Source organism: Aquimarina sp. AD1 (assembly GCF_003443695.1).
GTDB classification, from domain to species: Bacteria; Bacteroidota; Bacteroidia; order Flavobacteriales; family Flavobacteriaceae; genus Aquimarina; species Aquimarina latercula.
Genome location: NZ_CP031966.1, coordinates 1,335,953 through 1,356,196, shown reverse-complemented (window position 1 = coordinate 1,356,196; position 20,244 = coordinate 1,335,953). Strand labels below are relative to the sequence as shown.

21 protein-coding genes are annotated in these 20,244 nt (G+C 31.8%); 7 read left to right on the top strand and 14 right to left on the bottom strand.

The features are described from left to right. Positions 1–64: 64 nt before the first annotated feature. Both D1815_RS06150 and D1815_RS06145 read right to left on the bottom strand, forming a co-directional pair. Complete coding sequence (locus tag D1815_RS06150) at positions 65–598, bottom strand: hypothetical protein (RefSeq protein ID WP_027391302.1); 534 nt, start codon at positions 596–598, stop codon at positions 65–67. 192 nt (positions 599–790) lie between these two features. Then, a complete protein-coding gene (locus D1815_RS06145; protein WP_118386328.1) occupies positions 791–1,366 on the bottom strand; it encodes a porin family protein in 576 nt (191 codons plus the stop codon). A 265-nt stretch (positions 1,367–1,631) separates the two neighbouring features. On the opposite strand from D1815_RS06145, the gene D1815_RS06140 reads away from it, so the two are divergent. The 4 genes from D1815_RS06140 to D1815_RS06125 all read left to right on the top strand — a co-directional run bounded on the left by D1815_RS06140 (position 1,632) and on the right by D1815_RS06125 (position 4,502). Beyond that, positions 1,632–2,264 carry a porin family protein gene (locus D1815_RS06140; RefSeq protein ID WP_051335918.1) on the top strand — a complete coding sequence of 211 codons (633 nt, stop codon included), beginning with the start codon at positions 1,632–1,634 and terminating at the stop codon, positions 2,262–2,264. Between the two features lie 2 nt (positions 2,265–2,266). Beyond that, complete coding sequence (gene aroQ / locus D1815_RS06135; protein WP_027391304.1) at positions 2,267–2,680, top strand: type II 3-dehydroquinate dehydratase; 414 nt, start codon at positions 2,267–2,269, stop codon at positions 2,678–2,680. Position 2,681: 1 nt separating this feature from the next. Beyond that, positions 2,682–3,404, top strand: a complete 723-nt coding sequence (locus D1815_RS06130) for a diphthine--ammonia ligase (RefSeq protein ID WP_118386327.1) — start codon at positions 2,682–2,684, stop codon at positions 3,402–3,404. A 144-nt stretch (positions 3,405–3,548) separates the two neighbouring features. Further along, positions 3,549–4,502 (top strand): M23 family metallopeptidase, encoded by a 954-nt coding sequence (locus D1815_RS06125; protein WP_158594425.1) that lies wholly within the window; start codon positions 3,549–3,551, stop codon positions 4,500–4,502. Positions 4,503–4,582: 80 nt separating this feature from the next. On the opposite strand, the gene lpdA is transcribed toward D1815_RS06125, so the two are convergent. The 5 genes from lpdA to D1815_RS06100 all read right to left on the bottom strand — a co-directional run bounded on the left by lpdA (position 4,583) and on the right by D1815_RS06100 (position 8,547). Beyond that, entirely contained in the window at positions 4,583–5,974 is a 1,392-nt protein-coding gene (lpdA, locus tag D1815_RS06120; protein ID WP_027391307.1) for a dihydrolipoyl dehydrogenase, read from the bottom strand. Between the two features lie 191 nt (positions 5,975–6,165). Continuing rightward, complete coding sequence (locus tag D1815_RS06115) at positions 6,166–6,648, bottom strand: hypothetical protein (protein WP_118386325.1); 483 nt, start codon at positions 6,646–6,648, stop codon at positions 6,166–6,168. A 76-nt stretch (positions 6,649–6,724) separates the two neighbouring features. Continuing rightward, complete coding sequence (gene msrB / locus D1815_RS06110) at positions 6,725–7,120, bottom strand: peptide-methionine (R)-S-oxide reductase MsrB (RefSeq protein WP_118386324.1); 396 nt, start codon at positions 7,118–7,120, stop codon at positions 6,725–6,727. 4 nt (positions 7,121–7,124) lie between these two features. Next, complete coding sequence (msrB, locus tag D1815_RS06105; RefSeq protein ID WP_027391309.1) at positions 7,125–7,610, bottom strand: peptide-methionine (R)-S-oxide reductase MsrB; 486 nt, start codon at positions 7,608–7,610, stop codon at positions 7,125–7,127. A gap of 64 nt (positions 7,611–7,674) precedes the next feature. After that, positions 7,675–8,547 carry an alpha/beta fold hydrolase gene (locus D1815_RS06100; protein ID WP_118386323.1) on the bottom strand — a complete coding sequence of 291 codons (873 nt, stop codon included), beginning with the start codon at positions 8,545–8,547 and terminating at the stop codon, positions 7,675–7,677. A 176-nt stretch (positions 8,548–8,723) separates the two neighbouring features. Between D1815_RS06100 and D1815_RS06095 the strand changes: the two genes are divergently transcribed. Then, entirely contained in the window at positions 8,724–10,238 is a 1,515-nt protein-coding gene (locus D1815_RS06095) for a DEAD/DEAH box helicase (RefSeq protein ID WP_027391311.1), read from the top strand. A 6-nt stretch (positions 10,239–10,244) separates the two neighbouring features. Here D1815_RS06095 and D1815_RS06090 read toward each other — a convergent pair whose 3' ends face one another. The 5 genes from D1815_RS06090 to D1815_RS06070 form a co-directional block, all read right to left on the bottom strand. After that, a complete protein-coding gene (locus D1815_RS06090; protein ID WP_199726742.1) occupies positions 10,245–11,279 on the bottom strand; it encodes an NADP-dependent oxidoreductase in 1,035 nt (344 codons plus the stop codon). 52 nt (positions 11,280–11,331) lie between these two features. Beyond that, positions 11,332–12,117, bottom strand: coding sequence for a PhzF family phenazine biosynthesis protein (locus D1815_RS06085; RefSeq protein ID WP_118386322.1), 786 nt, complete (start codon positions 12,115–12,117; stop codon positions 11,332–11,334). Between the two features lie 59 nt (positions 12,118–12,176). Further along, entirely contained in the window at positions 12,177–12,773 is a 597-nt protein-coding gene (locus D1815_RS06080) for a short chain dehydrogenase (RefSeq protein WP_027391314.1), read from the bottom strand. A gap of 41 nt (positions 12,774–12,814) precedes the next feature. Then, the gene (locus tag D1815_RS06075) at positions 12,815–13,126 is read right to left on the bottom strand and encodes a helix-turn-helix transcriptional regulator (RefSeq protein ID WP_027391315.1); all 312 of its coding nucleotides are present in this window, start codon (positions 13,124–13,126) and stop codon (positions 12,815–12,817) included. A gap of 76 nt (positions 13,127–13,202) precedes the next feature. Then, on the bottom strand, positions 13,203–14,237 hold the full coding sequence (locus D1815_RS06070; protein ID WP_118386321.1) for a rod shape-determining protein: 1,035 nt from the start codon (positions 14,235–14,237) through the stop codon (positions 13,203–13,205). 341 nt (positions 14,238–14,578) lie between these two features. Between D1815_RS06070 and porQ the strand changes: the two genes are divergently transcribed. Both porQ and cmk read left to right on the top strand, forming a co-directional pair. Further along, positions 14,579–15,595: a type IX secretion system protein PorQ gene (gene porQ, locus D1815_RS06065; RefSeq protein ID WP_027391317.1), complete on the top strand. Its 1,017-nt coding sequence runs from the start codon at positions 14,579–14,581 to the stop codon at positions 15,593–15,595. Continuing rightward, positions 15,595–16,296, top strand: coding sequence for a (d)CMP kinase (gene cmk / locus D1815_RS06060; protein ID WP_118386320.1), 702 nt, complete (start codon positions 15,595–15,597; stop codon positions 16,294–16,296). Before porQ ends, cmk begins: the two co-directional genes overlap by 1 nt. Positions 16,297–16,334: 38 nt before the next feature. Here the strand turns inward: cmk and D1815_RS06055 are convergent, their stop codons facing one another. Then, entirely contained in the window at positions 16,335–16,652 is a 318-nt protein-coding gene (locus tag D1815_RS06055; RefSeq protein WP_027391319.1) for a hypothetical protein, read from the bottom strand. A gap of 207 nt (positions 16,653–16,859) precedes the next feature. Further along, entirely contained in the window at positions 16,860–20,174 is a 3,315-nt protein-coding gene (locus tag D1815_RS06050) for a reprolysin-like metallopeptidase (protein ID WP_118386319.1), read from the bottom strand. Positions 20,175–20,244 lie beyond the last annotated feature (70 nt).

Sequence of the window (20,244 nt, the reverse complement as noted above, 5' to 3'; positions counted from 1 at the left end):
ATATAAAAAGAAAAACCATCCTGATCTAATCAGGATGGTTTAATAAATTTATAAAAGATAGTTTTTATAGATGAATAGCAAATCCAATATTAAGTTGGAATGCATCCGTATAGAAATCATCATTTAAACTTAAATTATATCTTACTCCAGGCTCAATGCTAACATTGTCTCCAATGAAAAAAGCATACCCACCTTGAATACCAAAGTAAGAAGGATCTTCATCGGCATCGCTACTGATACCACTGTAATCTATTTGTACAGGTATAGACCCTATAACGTAATATTTAGCACCAATTTTATAACTAAACCTATCAACTGCATCAGCATCAGAATTAGCTTTAATTGATCCATATCCTAATCCAGCTTTTAAGGCTAAATTGTCGATAATAAAATATCCACCTTCTAATCCAATATTAAAAATGGATCCTGCATCGTCAGAAAAAGTAGTGAATTGTATACCAGTGTTGGCTGTGTGAGCAGCGCCAAAATTAGTATTGGCTTCAATTAGCCATTTTCCTTTAGAAGTTTGCTCCCCATCCTGAGCATTAGCAAATGTTAAGCTGCATACTGCAAGAGCAGTTAGAATTAATTTTTTCATGATCATTGTTTGTTTAAAGTTGAAACAAATGTATATCAGCTATTCATGAAAAAAACCACTGTTTTCAGGTAGATTTTAAGTAAGATTATTCCTGAAAATAGGGGATGAAAAAAGAAATATTTATTGTTCAAAAAAATAAACTCCATCATAATTATGTATATGATGGAGTTTAAAATTTATATGTGCTCTATATTAGAACTTGTATACTAAACCTAAGTTAATGTCATCTAGATCTAGGCCTATTGTGAAAAGATCAGTTGAATCTGCGGCACCATCAGCTTTGCTTGTAGCATATCCTAATGCACCCCAAAATGCTTCAAGTGCAAAGTTATCACTTAAGAAATAGCTTACACCTGGTCCAACACTTATACCAAATCCATCAGTAGTAGAATCGATTGATGCTATTTCTGTTTTAGCAGATACATAATCAAATCCAAGTTCACCAAAAACAGAAAACTTGTTAGAAGGTGTGAAGTAGTATCTACCAAAAGCACCTGCATTCAGTGTATTGATTTTGGTCTCTCCTCCACCAATTTCAATTTTTTGAGTTGTATAACCAAGTCTGGCTCCCACGGTAATATTTTCGGTAATAAAAAAACCAACTCTAGGAGTAATGCTAAAGGTATTATTTTTATTATCTCCCGTTGATTCTGAGTTATAACCAAAAGATCCAGAAACAAAAATATCTCCTTTAGCGAAACCTCCATCTTGTGCGTTGACAAAAGTTAGTGTGAATACTGCAATTGCAGTTAAAATCAATTTTTTCATAATGTTTGTTTATTTGTTAATACACACATTAGTTACATTGATGATAATTTTGTTACTCCAGTTTTCTATATTTTTTTGATATTTTTTCCTTGTAAAATCTAACACTCTTACTTTCAGTAATTAATAGATTGTTAAATTTTGAAGATTAATTTACTTTCGTCTTCTGTAATAGGTTTTCTCTAGTTTTTGATAGCAGTTTTTTTAGTTACTTACATATGGTTATAAAAAATAAAGCTACTTTTGAGTATCAACTTATTATTAGATTATGAAAAGAAATGTTTTTATTCTCATTGTGATTATTTTTAGTTTCATTTCTGTAAATGCTCAGAAAATTTCTGATGAAGACCCATTATATGCTCGTGCAGGTTTTAAAGGAGGTATAAATTACAGTAGTATTCTTGGTGATGCTGATGATACTAGCGGGAGAGTGAGGATACATCTAGGTGCTTTGGTAGAGTATCCTATTTCAAGTAAATTTTATATTCAAGGAGAACTGTTATATTCAGCACAAGGATATAAGGTAGAAGTAGCTGGACAAGAACAAAAGATTAGTCTAAATTATATTTCATTACCTATTGTAACCAAATTCTATGTTACAGAAAAAATTAGTTTAGAAACAGGCCCACAATTTTCAATTTTAACGACAGTAGGAAATGATGATGTAGCTGATAATGATCCATTTTTTGACTCTTTTAATGATTTTGATTTTAGCTGGGCTGTGGGTGCAGGTTATAAGTTAGAGAGTGGTTTGTTTTTTCAAGTTAGATATAATTTAGGATTAACAAATATTAATGATACTGGAGTTATAGATATTACCAATAGAAATTCAGTTGCACAATTATCAGTGGGATATTTGTTTAAAACTAAAGATAATCGAAGAATCATACGAGAACAATAAGAATGAAACTTTTACTATTAAACGGCCCTAATCTAAATCTTTTAGGCAAAAGAGAACCCGGTATATACGGAAGTCAGACTTTTGAAGATTTTTTTTCAGAATTACAAATGAGATTTAAAGATGTTGAATTAGGATATTTTCAATCCAATATTGAAGGAGAGTTAATTACTAAAATTCAAGAAGCAAATGATACTTTTGATGGTGTTATTCTAAATGCAGGAGCCTATACACATACTTCCATTGGTATTGGTGATGCAATTAAAGCAGTAGATGTTCCTGTTATTGAGGTACATATTTCCAACACTTTTAGCAGAGAGGAGTTTAGACATCAATCGTATATTTCTCCAAATGCAAAAGGTGTTATTCTTGGTTTTGGTCTACAGAGTTATGCATTAGCGATCCAAAGTTTTCTATAAGATGCGTAAAACGTATTTTAATTGGAGTAGTGGTAAGGATTCTTCACTGGCATTATATTATACATTACAACAAAAAGAGTATAATATAACGAAACTAGTTACTACAATTAATGATGATTTTAAAAGAGTATCCATGCACGGATTGAGAGAGTCTCTTCTCGATGCCCAAGCAGTAAGTCTAAATTTACCTTTGCATAAAATAAAACTTTCTGCAAACGTTTCTATGACTTCATACAATGAGGTAATGAAAGATAATGTGATGAATTTAAAATCAGAAGGATATACACATTGTGTTTTTGGAGATATTTTCTTAGAGGATTTACGGATTTATAGAGAAGATCAACTAAGGAGTATTGGAATTCAAGGGGTTTTTCCTCTTTGGAAAAAAAACACAAAAGAACTTTTGTTAGAATTCATTAATCTAGGATTTAAAGCAATTACTGTTTGTGTAAATGCTAAATACCTTGATGATTCTTTTTGCGGTAGGATACTGGATGAATCGTTTCTAAATGATTTACCAGAAAATGTAGATCCTTGTGGAGAAAATGGAGAGTTCCATACCTTTGTTTTTGATGGTCCAATTTTTAGTGATCCAATAAATTTCGAAATAGGAGATAAGGTGTTAAGAAATTACACTCCATCATCTGATGATGATGATAATTGTTTTACAGACGAAGATGATAAAAGCTGGGATACTTCTTTCTGGTATTGTGATTTGATATAATTTGAATTAAATTGTACTAAGTACGTGAATATTTTTTTCTGTTAATTTTTTTAAGTTTAAATGTTAAAATTCATTACTTTCGTTTTAAAAATATTGGTCAACCAATTTGTAGTTAAATATTAAATGAAAGTAAAAAATATTATTATGTCGTATATACTCTTTATTGCGACAATTTTTGGAATACAAGGGCAATCAAAAGTTATCAATATAGAGTCAAGAAGAAATAATGATAAAAGTATAGATATCATTTATGAGAAATCAAAACCTGGTAGTTATACAGTCATGATTGAATTTACTAAATTAGAAAACGCAGATATTACTGCTTATGGAGGTAGATCTTTTAATCAAAAATTTATAGGGACGGTTGATAGCAATAGAGGGATAGTACTAAAATTACGTCGGCGTAATCCAGAACAAGGAATTTCTTATGGATATACTACAAGTTATATTAGGGGTAAATATAATCCTAAAGTAAAGAAAGATTTTGTTTACACATTACCATTCAAAAAAGGAACTAGGATCAAGGTTAAAGATGCTGGTAATCTTTCTACAAAATATTTTGATTCTGAACTTCCTGATAATTGGAAATCCTTTGTTTTTAGAGCAAAAGATAGTGATACTATTGTTGCTGTGCGCAAAGGGCTTGTAATTGAAGTAAAAGATCAATATAAGTTGGATACGGTATCTCATTTTACTTCAAAGAAAAACCAAGTACTCATTGAACATAAAGACGGAACTTTAGCAATTTATAAAGGTTTTTCGAAAAATGGAGTGCTTGTTAAGGTAGGGCAAACTGTATATCCGCAAACTAGTTTGGGAGTTTTTGATGCAAAAGGAAATAAGAGTAACGATAATGTCTTACATTTTAACATTTCCTATTTATCTGATATTAAGATTGATGGTCAAATCAAGAAAAAACTAAAAGATAAAAAAAGTAGAAGTACTTATTTAAATCCGAATTTTTTAACTGATGATGGAGTAATGAAATTAGGTAATAAAGAGATATATACCGTTGAAGTTAATGAGGATGTAATTTTCTCTGAATTTACAAGAAGAGAAAAAAAGAAATATAAAAAAGGAGATCTCTTGATCAAATAAAATTGTAATTAAGGAATAATTAAAAAGCCTTATGAATATATATATTCATAAGGCTTTTTAATTTAATAGTTTATCTATTACTATAAATGTATCACTTCGTCATAAGCGTCAGCAACTGCTTCCATAACAGCTTCACTCATCGTTGGATGTGGATGTATTGCTTTTAGGACTTCGTGTCCAGTAGTTTCTAGTTTTCTACCTAATACAGCTTCTGCGATCATATCAGTAACTCCGGCACCAATCATATGACATCCTAACCACTCACCGTATTTAGCATCAAAAATCACTTTTACAAAACCATCCTTTGTTCCAGCAGCACTTGCTTTACCAGATGCAGAGAAAGGAAATTTACCAACTTTGATTTCGTACCCAGCTTCTTTTGCTTGATTTTCAGTCATCCCAACACTAGCGATTTCTGGAGAAGCATAAGTACATCCAGGGATGTTACCATAATCAATTGCTTCTACATGCATTCCTGCTATTTTTTCTACACAAGTAATACCTTCTGCAGAAGCTACGTGAGCTAGAGCAGGACCGGGAACAACATCACCAATTGCATAAATACCAGGGATATTTGTTTGATACCAGTCATTTACTACAATTTTATCTCTATCGGTAGCAACTCCTAGTTCTTCTAAACCAATATTCTCTATATTCGTTTTGATACCAACAGCAGATAATACGATATCAGCTTCAAGAATTTCTTCTCCTTTTTTAGTTTTTACAGTAGCTTTTACTCCGTCACCACTTGTGTCAACACTTTCTACAGAAGAATTTGTCATTACTTTAATACCAGCTTTCTTAAAGCTTCTTCCAAATTGTTTTGATACTTCTTCATCTTCTAATGGTACCAGATTTGGTAAATATTCTACAATGGTAACTTCTGTTCCCATTGCGTTATAAAAATGAGCAAATTCTACACCAATGGCTCCAGAACCAACTACGATCATTTTCTTAGGCTGAGATGCTAAAGTCATAGCTTCTCTATATCCAATTACTTTTTTACCGTCTTGTGGTAAATTAGGTAATTCTCTTGATCTTGCACCTGTTGCTACTATAATATGTTTTCCTTCATAATCAGAAGCATTTCCATCTTTATCAGTAACGGTTACTTTATTGTTAGCTTTTAATTTACCAAAACCTTCAATAACATCAATTTTGTTCTTTTTCATTAGAAATTGAACACCTTTACTCATTCCATCAGCAACGCCACGACTTCTTTTTACTACTGCATCAAAATCTTTATCGAATTTTTCAACTGTTAAGCCATAATCAGAAGCATGTTTTAGGTAATCAAATACCTGTGCACTTTTTAATAATGCTTTTGTAGGGATACATCCCCAATTTAAACATACACCTCCAAGGCTCTCTTTTTCAATAATAGCAGTTTTAAACCCTAATTGAGAAGCTCTAATAGCAGTAACATAACCACCAGGTCCACTTCCTAATACGATAATATCATATGCGCTCATAAATGTGAATTTTTTGAAGACACGAATTTACGGATAATTCGTTTAATCAAAAAGGGTTTTGCAGATTCGGTTTTCACAATTATACCTTAATAAAATTCATAAAAAAACACTATCATAATGATAGTGTTAATTTTTTTTCATTTTCCTTATCTTTTTGGAATAATAAGGAATAATATTTATTTCTTAATTACTTAAAATTCTAGGTTCAATGCTGATTGTACTTCTTCTAGATTTGATAAATCAATGTCTGTATTTTCTGCAAAAGATGCAGGTACAACAACAACTCTAAATGTTTGATTATTCGTTAAATCAGCTGGCACCAATTCTGGAGCATTACTCTCCAATAATACATCTACATCACCAGAAGTGAAATTAAATCGATATAAAACAGTAATGTCACCGCCATTACCATCATCTAAGAATATAGTAGCTGTAGGTAAAGGTTCCCAAACATCTAAATTATTGTCTACAGCTTCTAGTCTATACACTAGTACAACATCTGAATCAAAAATGTTTTCATTAAAAAAGAAACGATGCCCGAAATCGTTAGCTTGATTAAAATTTGTAGTAAATTCAAAAGTTGTTCCAATGGTATCGAAATCTACGTCATCATCATTTACGCAAGAAGTGAATACAAGTGTTGATAAAAATAAAAGTGCAAAAATCTTTTTCATAATGTGTAATTATTTGTTGTTTCTGATATGAGAACTAACTATCAATAAGTGTTCCAAAGTATAAAATTGATAGTCTTTATGATTTATTGAAATCGATACTTACTGAATTTACACAATATCGTTGACCAGTTTCAGTTGGGCCATCATTAAAAATATGACCTAAGTGACTCCCACAGTTTGCGCATAAAATTTCTGTTCTAATCATTCCATGTGATGTGTCTTTTATATATTCTACATTTCCCTCTATAGATTGATCAAAACTAGGCCATCCACATCCAGAATCAAATTTTGATGTACTTATAAATAAAGGAGTATGGCAAGCCATACATTTATATGTTCCATTTTCTGAATGAATATTGTATTCTCCAGTAAAAGGACGTTCGGTACCTTTTTGTCTAAGTACCCTATATTGCTCTTCTGTGAGATCTTTTTTCCATTCTTCTTCTGTTTTATGAAAAGGATATTTACTCATTTATTTATCTTTTTTTTGGTTCAAAGACTAAAGCGTCTCCATTAATACAATGCCTTTTTCCGGTAGTTTCTCTTGGTCCATCACTAAAAACATGTCCTAAATGTCCACCACAGGTCGAACATAATAGTTCGGTTCTAGCATATCCAAGTTTATAATCTGTATCTACATCTACATTTCCTTTTACAGCTCTATCAAAACTAGGCCAACCTGTCCCACTATCAAATTTATGTTTACTCTCATATAAAGGAGTTTTACACGCTGCACAATAAAATGTTCCAGCGGCATATATCTTATTTAAAGGACTAGAGAAAGGTCTTTCTGTCCCAGCTTGTCTAAGAATATAATATTGATCGTTAGTTAAGATTTCCTTCCATTCTTTATTAGTTTTATTTACAGCATATTCTTTCTTTTCTTTTTTACTATCTTTTTGAGCAGTACCTGAGCAACTTATAGTTAAAATACTGATACATAGTATGATGATTTTTTTCATTTTATTCAAATTAAAGTTCTTGTATCTATATAGTCGTTTATAAGGTACATCAATAACAAAAGATTTATGATTCTGAAATAAATGCCGCAATTTTCTTTATTATTGATTTGTCTCCAAGAATTTTCCGATGACCTAATTTTTCAGTTAATATTATTTTCCCATTTTTAAGTTTACTTTCAATTTCAATTGCCGAACTATAATGAACGTCTACATCGTTTTTATCATGAATTACTAGTGTTGGTGTTTCTATACCTTCCGCAGAAATTCCTCCAGAGTAGTTATCCAGGTCTTCACCATAATGCTGATCAAAATATTGTTTCATTAATTTACCAGTTTTATCTCCTAATTGCAAATTTTTAGCAAAATCCTTAGTGATTTTGGTTATACTATTCGCTGTTCCAATAATAACTAGTTTTTGTAATCCTAATCCAAATTTAGTTGCTCTTAATAATGACATCCCTCCTAAAGAATGGCCAACAGCTGCATGAAATGGTCCATGTGTTTTTTCTAATTGATAGATGGTTTCAATGAAGTGAATCATGTTACTTCTTTTTCCAGGAGATTGGCCATGTGCAGGAGCATCAAAACTTACTGTGCTGTATCCGATATTTAATAGTTGATCAGCTATCATAGAAAGTTGAGTTCCACTACCAGACCACCCATGAACTAATAAAACCTTTTTGTTGGATACTCCATAATTATAAATTATAACTTCTCTGTTTATTTTTTTTATTGACACATTCTCTTTAAGGCTTTGAACAGCCATCGTTTCCTCTCTTTTAGGTCTTTTGTATTTAAAGGGAGTTAGAAATAACCGAGCAGCAAACCTCGATGCTAAAAAAGGAGAAATCCAGTTTAACACCTTTCCAGTATACAGAATAGGTTTAGGAATAAGTAATGCTTGAACTGGTATTAGGTCTTTGTCAATCTTAGCCATGAAATAGTTATGGATTATATTTTAAAATTATAAAGAACAACGCAAGTGATAAGGAATATTATGAATAATTAACACTTTTGAAACTATTGTAAGACAAAACAAAATATATTTTATAAAATCTTTTATATAAGTATAGAAAGTGTTTAATTTTGTAGCTTATTTTTAATCGAGAGCAAATGCGGGTAAATCCCTCTGAAATAGAAAAAAAAGAACAAAAAGTTCTATATGATTATCAGGCCAGAGATATCGATAAGATTTTTGGGCGTTTGCAGGAATTTTCTGGAAATTATAATTTACTATATCAATTACCAACCGGTGGAGGTAAAACGGTAATATTTTCTGAAATTGTTCGAAGATATATTGAAACTACTAAGAAAAAAGTAGTAGTACTTACACATCGTATAGAACTGTGTGATCAGACATCTAACATGCTTACAGAATTTAATGTAAAGAATAAAATCATTAATAGTAATGTAAAAAAATTAGAAGATCAGCATGAGTATATGTGTTTCGTAGCAATGGTAGAAACACTAAATAATCGTCTTAATGATGACCAATTAGAGATTGATAATGTGGGCATGGTCATCATTGATGAGGCACATTATAATTCATTTAGAAAATTATTTCGCTTTTTTGATACTTGTTTTATCCTAGGTGTTACTGCAACTCCTTTAAGTTCTAATATGAAACTCCCAATGAAAGATAATTATAGGGAGTTAATAGTAGGGGATACCATTAGTTCTCTTATAGGAAAAGGTTTTTTGGCTAAGCCAGTAACCTATACCTATGATGTTGGTCTTGGTTCTTTGAAAATTGGTATGAATGGTGATTATACCGTCAAATCTTCAGAAGACTTGTATACAAATGCCTTGATGCAGGATAAATTACTAAAGGCTTATGAGGAAAGAGCAAAGGGGCAAAAAACACTGATTTTTAATAATGGAATTAATACATCCATTCATGTATATGACGTTTTTAATAGAGCAGGATATCCAATACGGCATTTAGATAATACTAATAGTCGGCAAGAAAGAGCTGATATTCTTAAATGGTTTAAACATACGGATGATGCAATTCTGACTTCAGTTAGTATATTGACTACTGGTTTTGATGAACCTACTGTAAAAACTATTATTTTAAATCGTGCTACTAAGTCATTAACATTATATTTTCAAATGATAGGTAGAGGCTCTAGAATATTGCCTAAAAAACCAGAATTCTCTATCATTGATATGGGTAATAATACTGCTCGTTTTGGCTTGTGGAATGGAGAGATTGATTGGCAAACAATATTTAGGTCACCTGATTTCTACTATGATAGTCTTGTTAGTGATGATGAAATTGAGCGTAATTTTAAGTACGTTATGCCAGAAGAAATAAGAAAAGAATTCAATAATTCTGTAGACATAGATTTTGATATTGAAGCTGAATATGCAAATACGAAAAAATATGGTCTACGTAGTAAGAGTGTTTTAGAAAAATCAATAGAACAACATGCTAAGATGTGTGCAGAAAATAGCGAAGATGTATTTGATGCTAGAATTCTTAGTAAATTGTTAGAACATGATATTGAATATCGCGTAAGAAGATATTCCTACTGTATTAGTAAAAGCACAAAAAATTATAGAGATTGGTTACAGGAGGATTATGGAAGGAAATTAAGATCCAAAATCAATCAAATGTTTTTATAATAGTACTTAGATTTTTACTATAAGTTTTCCCTTGTTTTTACCAAAAAATAACATATTTAATGCTTCAGGTAATTTTTCAAACCCTTGTATAATAGTTTCCTGATATTGCATTAAACCATTTTGTACCCAAGGTGTCATTTCTAGGAGTAATTCTTCCATTCTATTATTATAATCTCTCGCGAGCACTCCCGTAATAGTTGCTCTTTTGTATAATATTTTATGTAAAAATCTCGGTCCCATTTCTGGTGTATCTAGTCCACCTGAGTATTGGGAGATTTGTCCACAAATAACTATTCGAGCATTGATGTTAATATGTTCAAAAACAGCATCGGTGATATATCCTCCAACATTATCATAATATATATCTATTCCTTCTGGGGATACTTCCAGTAATTTTTTATATATTTTTTTTGCAGAGGGATGATCTTTGTAATTTATTACTTCGTCTACGCCAATCGTTTTTTTGAGAAATTTTGTTTTTTCATCAGATCCGGCAATACCGATAACTTTACAACCTTTTATTTTTGCAATTTGTACTACAATTTGTCCGACCGCTCCAGAAGCACCAGAGACAACAATAGTTTCGCCTTTCTTTGGTAAACCAGCTTCAAGAAGACCAAAATAAGCAATACGAGCAGGCATACCTAAAACACCTAAAGCTGTTGTAACAGAAACTTCAATAGGATCTAATAAACGAAGACTACTAATTTCGGTAATAGCATATTCCTGCCAACCAGTATACGATAATACCCAATCTCCCTTTTTTAAAGAGGAACTATTATCATTAATGGCCACTATTTGAGCAACAACCGCTCCGCCTTGAACAGTATTTAATGGATATGGCTCTTCCCAGGTATTATGTTTAGATTGTTGGATCCGCATATATGGATCTATGCTAAAATATACAGACTTTAGTAAGGCTTTTCCTGATTCCAAATCCGACATTGCTACAGTGTTTTTGTACAATGTATAATGACTTTTATCGACTAGTTTTTCTGGCCTTTTAGTATAGATCCATTGTCTGTTTCTAAATTCTTTCACGCTTCAAGAATATTTATTTTTAATTGATATGTTTTGTTTAAGAAGAATCAATTTATATTTCTATTTCTCCAGTTAAATAGGGTACAGCGTAACCGCTTAAAAAGACTCTATCTTTCTCTAGTCTACAGTCTAATTCACCACCTCTTTTGGATAATTGTTTAGCTATTAACTTAGTTTTACCAAGTTTTTCAGCCCAAAGAGGGACTAAAGCAGCATGTGCAGATCCAGTTACAGGGTCTTCCAATGGTATATCTGGATTAGCATCAAATACTCTAGATACAAAATCAGAATCATTTCCTTTGGCTGTAATAACGGTACATAAATAAGGAAGTCCTTTTAGTATTTCTAATGTGGGTTCTTCGTTTATAATATCTTCTTCTGAATCAACGGTAATAATTAGATCTCTACCTGCATATGCTTCTATTGGTTTCGATGTAAAGGCTTTATATACTTCTTTGGGAATTTCTATTGGTTTTGGTAGTCTAGAAGGGAAATCTAAAGTAATGGTGTTATTCTTTTCTTTTTTAGCTTTTAGAATACCACTTTTAGAAGAAAATATAACTTCGCTTGCCGAGGCGTCTACATAATTAAAGATTACATAAGCTGCTGCTAAAGTTGCATGTCCGCATAAATCAATTTCTGCATAGGGCATAAACCATCTAATTTCATAGATGTCATCCTTTTTTACGAAGTAACCGGTTTCTGCTAAATTATTTTCAATGGCTATGTTTAATAAATTTTTATCATCTAACCAATGAGGTAAATGACAAATGGCCGCTGGATTTCCTCCGAATAGTTTTTGGGTAAAAGCATCAATCTGATATATTGGAATTTTCATGAATAGTAGTTTTTAATGGTTTGTGGTGAGCTTGTTATACTGATTTAATAGTTTTATGTTTAATATATTTTTAGAATTTGTCCACTATTAGTTGTGGTCAAAGAGTATTCATAAATTTTTACGACATCTTCAATTTCTACAGGAAAATAGCCTGCAAATTTCTTTTCTTTAGGAAAATCACCTGAGATAGCCCCTGGTGCAACTGTGTTTAAGCGAATACCTCTGTTTAATTCTTTTGAAGCCGCATTAACAAAACTATGAATAGCACCATTTACTAAGGATAATGCTACTGCATTAGGTTCATAATGTTCCGCTAAAATACCAGTAGTTAGGGTAATTGATCCGTGATCATTTATATAATCTTTTGCTATGTGTACTAAGTTAACTTGTCCCATCAGCTTACTTTTTATTCCTAGATAATAATCTTCTTCTTTAAGTTCAAAAAGAGGTTTCCAGGATGCTGTACCGGCTGCATTTATAACTGCATCTAGTTTAGGTAATTTTTCGAACAGTTGTCTGATCGATTCTTGATTGGTAATGTCGATAGGATAGGAGTCACTGTTTCTATGTGCTCCATATACTTCATGATGTTCTTGTAGGGATTCGTAGATTTTTTTACCTATTGTTCCTGTATATCCTATTATTAATATCTTCATAATTATATATTTAATTTTGTAAATATGTTATTCTAAATTTTTTATAAATTATCTTTTATTTCATCAATGTATTGTTGTATAATTTTTTCATTTCTTTTGAAATAAGTCCATTTCCCATGTCTAGTTGGAGTTAATAAACCTGCTTTATTCATAATAGCCAAGTAGTGAGAAATAGTAGGTTGTGATAAACCTGATTTTTCTTTAATAAATTGACCACATACGCCAAAATCAAAATGACCGAGTTCTGAATGGGGAGGAAAATTAGATTCAGGATCTTTTAACCAATTCAAAATTTCTAATCTCGTTAAATTAGCTAATGCTTTATTTATTTCTAGTACTTGTTCCTTATCCACTTGTCAAATATACATATTTAATTTTATAAATATGTTTTACTTTGTTAAATAATTATCATTTTACAAAGTAATCTATTTATATATTCCTAATTAATACATTAGTATATCGTTCTAGATTTTTTAATACAATATCACTTCCTTTTACAACTACTTCTAATGGATTATCTCCTTTGTATACTGGGAGTTCCGTAGTTACAGAAAATCTTTTATCTAAACCACGAAGCAAAGAACCACCGCCTGTTAAAAATATACCTGTGTTATAGATATCAGCAGATATTTCTGGAGGTATATTGGATAAAGTATCTAGTATGTGATTTTCTATCTGTGTTATTGATTTGTCAAGGCTTTTGGATATTTCTTTATATGTTATGTACGCTTGCTTAGGTTTACCTGTTAAGATATCTCTTCCTTGTATTGGTGTATTTTTAGGAGGTACTTCTAAAGTATCTACAGCAGATCCGATATTAATTTTTATACTTTCTGCAGTATTTTCACCAATATGCAAGTTGTGTTTCTCTCTTATGTACTGTATAATATCATTGTTAAATACATTACCAGCAATTTTCACAGATTTACCGGCAATTATTCCTCCTAGAGTTATAACAGCTATTTCTGTGGTACCACCTCCAATATCAATTACCATATGACCTTTTGGTTGTAGTACATCAATACCAGCTCCTATAGCCGCTGCCATAGGTTCCGAAATTAGATATATTTTTTTTGCATTTAATCGTCTTGCAGATTCTTTTACTGCTCGCATTTCTACTTTGGTAATCCCACAAGGTATTGCGATAATCATATTATATGATTTGATAAAAATAGCACTACTTATGTCTGATAATTTCTTTATCAGAATTTTAAGCATTTTTTCTGATAGATCGAAATTGGCAATAACTCCATTTCTTAAAGGATAACAGGTTTTTATATTTTTATGAATTTTGCCTCGCATTGAACTCGCTTCTTTTCCAACAGCGATTATTTTTCCGGTAATTTTATTTACTGCTATTACTGATGGCGCATCTATTGCTATTTTGCCTTTATGAGTTATTAATGTGTTAGTTGTACCAAGATCTACGGCTATCTTATTGGTTAAGAAATCAAAAAAGCCCATGTTTGTGTGTTAAGTTAGTATCGATTAGCATTATATAAATAAATCATTCGCTAAAATGATATTATACATTTGGGTTGCTAATTTATTATAACTCTGATATACATATTATATTGTTAGATGTACTGTAGGGTACTGATATTCAATCAGATGTGTTTATTATGTTTTGACCTGTACTATTAATCAAATAATTTAATATATGATGTACTATGTATATACCTGTACTTATAAAGTTAATATTTGGCTCATTTTTGATGGTCTTATCCGTTTTATTTGATGTCTTATAAAATTTTTGTTGCTAACTATCGTTTTCCAGATAGTTTCTTTTATTTTTGCTGCTAATGATGCGTAGATATATATTTTTGGTAATCATTTTTTTTACCACATTAACCTATTCACAGATAGGAGGTAGGTATACTTATCAATTCTTGAATTTGGTTTCTTCGCCAAAACAGGCTGCGCTTGGTGGTAAGTATGTTACTGGTTATAATATGGACCCTACTTCGGCAATGCTTAATCCAGCTACAATTAATATCGAAATGGATAATCAATTATCTATAAATTATGTGAATTATATTGCTGATGTTAATTACGGATCAGTATCATACGCAAAAGCATTCGGAGAAAAACAAAGAGTATTTCACGCTGGAATTACTTATATCAATTATGGTAAGTTTGATGGATTTGATGAGTTTGGAAATGAAACTGGTGATTTTGGGGCTGGAGAAGTAGCAATTTCAGTTGGATACGGATATACAATTCCTAATTCAAATTTTCATGTTGGTGCGAGTGGTAAATTTATCTCTTCCAAATTAGAAGAATACACTTCTTTAGGAGGTGCGCTGGATTTAGGTTTGATTTATCATAATCCAGAATCAAAGTTTGATTTTGGTTTTGCGGTTCGTAATCTTGGAACCCAATTTACTACATATGACAATACTAGAGAGGACTTACCTTTATCTGTAGATATGGGAATTGCTCAAACTCTAAAAAATGTACCTATTAGATGGAATTTTACATTAGAAAATCTTCAGGTTTGGGATGTTGCTTTTAGAAATCCAGCTAGAGATATTACGGATCTCGAGGGAAATGTAGAGGCTGATGATCCTAGTTTTGTAAATAATGCGTTACGCCACGTTGTAGTAGGGTTAGAGTTTTTTCCTGAAAGTGGTTTCAATATTCGTTTAGGATATAATTTTAGAAGATCAGAAGAATTGAGAATAGAAGATCAGAGATCTTTTGCAGGACTAAGTGGTGGTTTTTCTTTAAAATTAGGGAAGTTTAGGTTTGCCTATTCATACGCCCGTTATAATTCGGCGGCTTCGTCCAGTACTTTTGGTGTTAATGTAAATCTTCAATAGTGAATCACAAAATAATAATAGCAATAGATGGGTATTCTTCAACTGGTAAAAGTACAGTTGCTAGACAATTAGCAAGGGAATTAGGATATATATATGTTGATACGGGTGCGATGTATCGCGCTGTTACATTGTACGCTATGAATCAAGGTTATATTGATGAAAATACTTTTGATAAAGATGCCTTGACTCAAAATCTTCATTTGATTAATATCAGGTTCGAAGTTAGTACTATTACTGGTTTAGCTGAAGTATTTTTGAATGATGTTAATGTCGAAAAAGAAATTAGAACACTTAAGGTTTCTAGACAAGTGAGTCCTGTAGCTGCAATATCTTCTGTTCGAAGAAAATTAGTTGAGCAACAACAACTAATGGGAAAAAATAGAGGTATTGTAATGGATGGAAGAGATATTGGCACTGTCGTTTTCCCTAATGCAGAATTAAAGTTATTTATGACTGCTACTGCTAAAGATAGGGCAGAAAGAAGATATAAAGAGCTTGTAGAAAGAGGAGAAGATGTTACTTATGAGGATGTTTTGAAAAATGTAGTTAATAGAGATCATATTGATAGTACAAGAAAAGATTCTCCATTGCGTAAAGCTGAAGATGCAATAGAAATTGATAACTCAAATCTTACACTTGTTGAACAGTTTGATCAAATCCTTACTATTGCTAAAAAAGCAATTGCTAAAGGGAAAAAATAATATCCTTTTCTATGAAACTATAAATAAAAAAGTAGTTATTAGTAAGCTTTAACTTCCCTTAGTTCGTAGAATAGCATTTTTCCTTTAGTCCATTCTATCAATTCCTTTGATTTATTATCTTCTTTTACTAAAAGCACTCTATTTAGAATTAGAATATTATCTCGGAATTTATACCTTAAAGGAATTGTAGTATCAGAAACTGCATATAAGGGAGTTTCTTTTACTATTTGATATTCTTTCCCATTATTCATTACTACAGTCTTTTTAGACTCGTAAATTATATTGGTTTTAGATAGAACTTGCCCATAACCAGATATAGCAATTACTAGAAAAAATGAAAATAAAATCGATTTCATAATTATTGATAGTTTTGGCGGGGTATATTTACGGTAAAACCTCAAAGTTACACAATTTTTTATTTTAGGAAAGTATTTTCCGACAAAGAGAAACAATTAATTTTTTAAGTGTGTTTATCTTTTATTGATAGTACGCTAGGTTTTAAAAAAACCATCAAAACAAATTGTTTTGATGGTTTTGAGAATATTAAAAAAAATTATGTTTTCTTATTTCACAATAATTGCGTGATTAGATAACTTCCCTTCGATATTTAGGGAAAGAATATAAGATCCAGATTGAACTCCTTGTAGGCTTATTGATTTATTATTTATTAATCCATTGGATACACTTCTTCCTTGTAGATCATAAAGTATATAACTGATTTTTAAATTAGGTGCAATAACATTTAAATAACTATTTGAGCTAACAGGATTTGGGTAAGCACCAATCTGTAATCCTTCAGTAGTTGTAAAACTTTCTATTTCTGGACCTCTTGCTGTTCCTCCAACTGAGAAAGTAGTAGATTCGGATCCTCCAAAAGATCCACCAGAAGCTAAAGTAGTACTTCCTGCGGATAGAGTATACGATCCATTACCGTAAGAACAGCAAATCCCATCACCATAAGAATCATTAATTGTAAATGTATATGATCCAGCATCTAGACATTCAGTAATAGAAATTGTAGAACCATCAGGCTGTGAACCGTATGTTCCTCCAGAAGCTACCACTTGATTGTTACTATTGATAATTTGCCAGCTTGTTTCTTCAGGATAGTTATCTAATGTTATAGATAATGTTACATCAGTACAAGAAGGAGGTGTTACGGTACCTGTAGTTAAATTAATGTCATCAACTGTCATATCTCCAGCCCAAGAGGAACTAGTAATACCGTTAAATCTAAGTTGAACTCCAGAACCGGTTAATGATGCTAAATTTACACTTGCATTTTGCCAAGAATTTCCTTGATTACCCGATTCAGACCATAAAGATGTCCAAGTGATACCATTATCATTACTTCCTTCTAGAGTTAATGTTCCCATGCTGTTACCATACATATGATATTGAAAAGTGAATGTTGCTTGAGTAGTTCCGGTTAGATCAAAACAAGGAGAATTTAATATAGCTCTTTTGTTTGGATAGCCATTTCCATTTCCAGATGCTTCAATATACATATAAAAAGATCCTTCCGTAGCACTAGACGGTCCTGTATTTCGTGACGGTGTACCATTAGAATCTCTAGTCCAGTTAATATCATCAGCAGTAGCTTGCGACCAATTTCCTAATCCATTTTCAAAACCTTCACTATATGGGAATGAAGAAATTTCTCCGGTACAACCTGTATTTGGAGTTCCAGCATCAGTAGTAATATTTACTGTGTTACTAAAACTTGATTCATTTCCTGCTGCATCTTTAGCTTTAACTCTAAAAGAATATGCTGTTTCTGAGGATAATCCAGAAACCGTATATGATGTATTTGCAACAGTAGCAATTATAGTATTACCTCTATAAACATCATAACCAGTTACCGCAACATTATCTGTAGAAGCATTCCAGGAAAGATCAGTAGTACTACTAGTTGTGTTAGTAGCTGTTAAACTAGATGGAGTAGAAGGTGCTTGTGTGTCTGGAGTAACTACACCAGAAATTTCAAAGTCTGTGTTAGAAATATCAAAGAAAATATTTCCAGAACCTTTAACCATAATTCTATTTTGAGTACCCTGAACATTAGGAACTGTAATATCATGAGAACCATCATTTGGTACTCCAGTTGCTAATGCTATAGAATATGTGTCTCCTCCATCTGTAGATAATAAAATATCTACATTGGCGGCATTAATTCCATTTCCAGTAGTTCCAGCTACATCCCAAGTTACTGTTTCAGTTGCATTTGCCGACCAACTAACATTGGTATTAGGTGTATTTATTACAAACGGCCCTGCACTAGCAGTAACATTAACGCTCATATCATCACTATTGTTTCCAGCACCACCAGCTTTATTGTCTCTTACGGTTAACCTGAAATTAAGCGTTCTAGTAACATTAGGAACAGCTTCCCATTGCCAAGAAGTAGCTCCTGTTTTTATAGTTTCTAATCTAGGAAAATACCTTTTATTTGATGTAGATGGGTTAAAAGATCTAAATGCAACACCAGATGTTCCAGTAACACTTGGATATGTAGACGAAGCGTTGTTTTCATCTCTTTGTTCCCAGCAATATGTAAGTACATCTCCAGAATTAGCATCAGAGCCTTGACCTTCTAAAACAAAAGGAGTTCCGCTGGGGATAGTATAATTAGATCCAGCATCAGCAGTTGGGATAGCATTACCGGTATTAGTATTTGTTTGACAACTTGTAGATTTTACATAGTTAGTTACCTGTTCAATAGAATAAAAGTGAAAATAAGGATCACTATTCTGTTGAACATCTGTAGCACCAGTTATACCTGCATATCCCATAATAGTAGTTCCACTTCCTGGTTCAAAATGAGCATTGGTACCTTCATTTCTGATTGAAAATGTATGGTTAGCTCCAAATTGATGTCCGATTTCATGAGCTACATAATCCACATCAAAAGCATCACCTATCGGAGTACTTCTAGAAGTAAAAGCACTTCCTTTACTTCCGTTCACACAAACACAACCAATACAACCAGCATTACCATTATCACCTGCTTTTGCAAATAAATGCCCGATGTCATAATTTGCTTCACCAATAACATTTGTTAACGTTGATTGAAGTTGACTATTAAAACTACCGGTATAAGGATCTGTATTAGCATTGGTATAAATAACATCATCAGTATTTCCTATAAGAACCATGGTAACCGCAAAATCGCTTTCAAAAATACCATTTACACGGGTCATAGTTGTATTGATAGCTGCTAAAGCACCAGCTTTAGTTCCTCCATGGAATTCTGTATACTCACCATTTGTTGAAACAGCTAAACGGTAAGTTCTTAAAGTGCTATCGTCAGCATTTTTCATATTTGATGAAGTAGAGTTACTTAAGTTAGGAGTGTCTCCATCCACTAAACATTCAAATTTCTTAACTGTATCAGATTTTTGGTCTCTAGTATAAATTGTATACGTAGTACCATCTGTAGAAATAGGCTCTATAAATACTGTAGGCCCATTACTTAAGCGCATACTTTGCAATCCTAAAGGAGACATGCTAAATCTTACTCTTGTAGTAGGGTCCTCAATACTTTGTCCAGCATATGATTTAATTCCAGGATATTTAGCAGCAAGTTCATCACTAAATACTGGAGCTTCAAATACTCTATAGGATTCCATATTTCCGTCTGCATTTGGTAATGGAATGATAGTAGATGATCCAGTAGATTTTCCTCTTAATGGAGAATTAGCAAGCATTTTCTGAATACTATTTACATCTAATGTAAAAAGAGTGTTCGTTGGTAAGTTCTTTTTAGTTGAAATAACGTTTGAACTTTTAAGGTTTGTGTTTGTTTTTGTCCAAGGATTTTGGGCAAAACTGAGACTTATCATGAATAAGCCCATGATTAAAGATAATCGTGTTTTCATAATTAATAATAAATTGAGTTAGTGGAGTCAAATGTAGATATATTTTCATAATTTTTGTGAAATAGTTAAC

What these genes read in the sequence shown, in the direction of transcription:
- D1815_RS06150 (WP_027391302.1), bottom strand. Translation starts at nt 598, where the DNA reads ATGAAAAAATTAATTCTAACTGCTCTTGCAGTATGCAGCTTAACATTT.
- D1815_RS06145 (WP_118386328.1), bottom strand. Translation starts at nt 1,366, where the DNA reads ATGAAAAAATTGATTTTAACTGCAATTGCAGTATTCACACTAACTTTT.
- D1815_RS06140 (WP_051335918.1), top strand. Translation starts at nt 1,632, where the DNA reads ATGAAAAGAAATGTTTTTATTCTCATTGTGATTATTTTTAGTTTCATT.
- aroQ (WP_027391304.1), top strand. Translation starts at nt 2,267, where the DNA reads ATGAAACTTTTACTATTAAACGGCCCTAATCTAAATCTTTTAGGCAAA.
- D1815_RS06130 (WP_118386327.1), top strand. Translation starts at nt 2,682, where the DNA reads ATGCGTAAAACGTATTTTAATTGGAGTAGTGGTAAGGATTCTTCACTG.
- D1815_RS06125 (WP_158594425.1), top strand. Translation starts at nt 3,549, where the DNA reads ATGTCGTATATACTCTTTATTGCGACAATTTTTGGAATACAAGGGCAA.
- lpdA (WP_027391307.1), bottom strand. Translation starts at nt 5,974, where the DNA reads ATGAGCGCATATGATATTATCGTATTAGGAAGTGGACCTGGTGGTTAT.
- D1815_RS06115 (WP_118386325.1), bottom strand. Translation starts at nt 6,648, where the DNA reads ATGAAAAAGATTTTTGCACTTTTATTTTTATCAACACTTGTATTCACT.
- msrB (WP_118386324.1), bottom strand. Translation starts at nt 7,120, where the DNA reads ATGAGTAAATATCCTTTTCATAAAACAGAAGAAGAATGGAAAAAAGAT.
- msrB (WP_027391309.1), bottom strand. Translation starts at nt 7,610, where the DNA reads ATGAAAAAAATCATCATACTATGTATCAGTATTTTAACTATAAGTTGC.
- D1815_RS06100 (WP_118386323.1), bottom strand. Translation starts at nt 8,547, where the DNA reads ATGGCTAAGATTGACAAAGACCTAATACCAGTTCAAGCATTACTTATT.
- D1815_RS06095 (WP_027391311.1), top strand. Translation starts at nt 8,724, where the DNA reads ATGCGGGTAAATCCCTCTGAAATAGAAAAAAAAGAACAAAAAGTTCTA.
- D1815_RS06085 (WP_118386322.1), bottom strand. Translation starts at nt 12,117, where the DNA reads ATGAAAATTCCAATATATCAGATTGATGCTTTTACCCAAAAACTATTC.
- D1815_RS06080 (WP_027391314.1), bottom strand. Translation starts at nt 12,773, where the DNA reads ATGAAGATATTAATAATAGGATATACAGGAACAATAGGTAAAAAAATC.
- D1815_RS06070 (WP_118386321.1), bottom strand. Translation starts at nt 14,237, where the DNA reads ATGGGCTTTTTTGATTTCTTAACCAATAAGATAGCCGTAGATCTTGGT.
- porQ (WP_027391317.1), top strand. Translation starts at nt 14,579, where the DNA reads ATGCGTAGATATATATTTTTGGTAATCATTTTTTTTACCACATTAACC.
- D1815_RS06055 (WP_027391319.1), bottom strand. Translation starts at nt 16,652, where the DNA reads ATGAAATCGATTTTATTTTCATTTTTTCTAGTAATTGCTATATCTGGT.
- D1815_RS06050 (WP_118386319.1), bottom strand. Translation starts at nt 20,174, where the DNA reads ATGAAAACACGATTATCTTTAATCATGGGCTTATTCATGATAAGTCTC.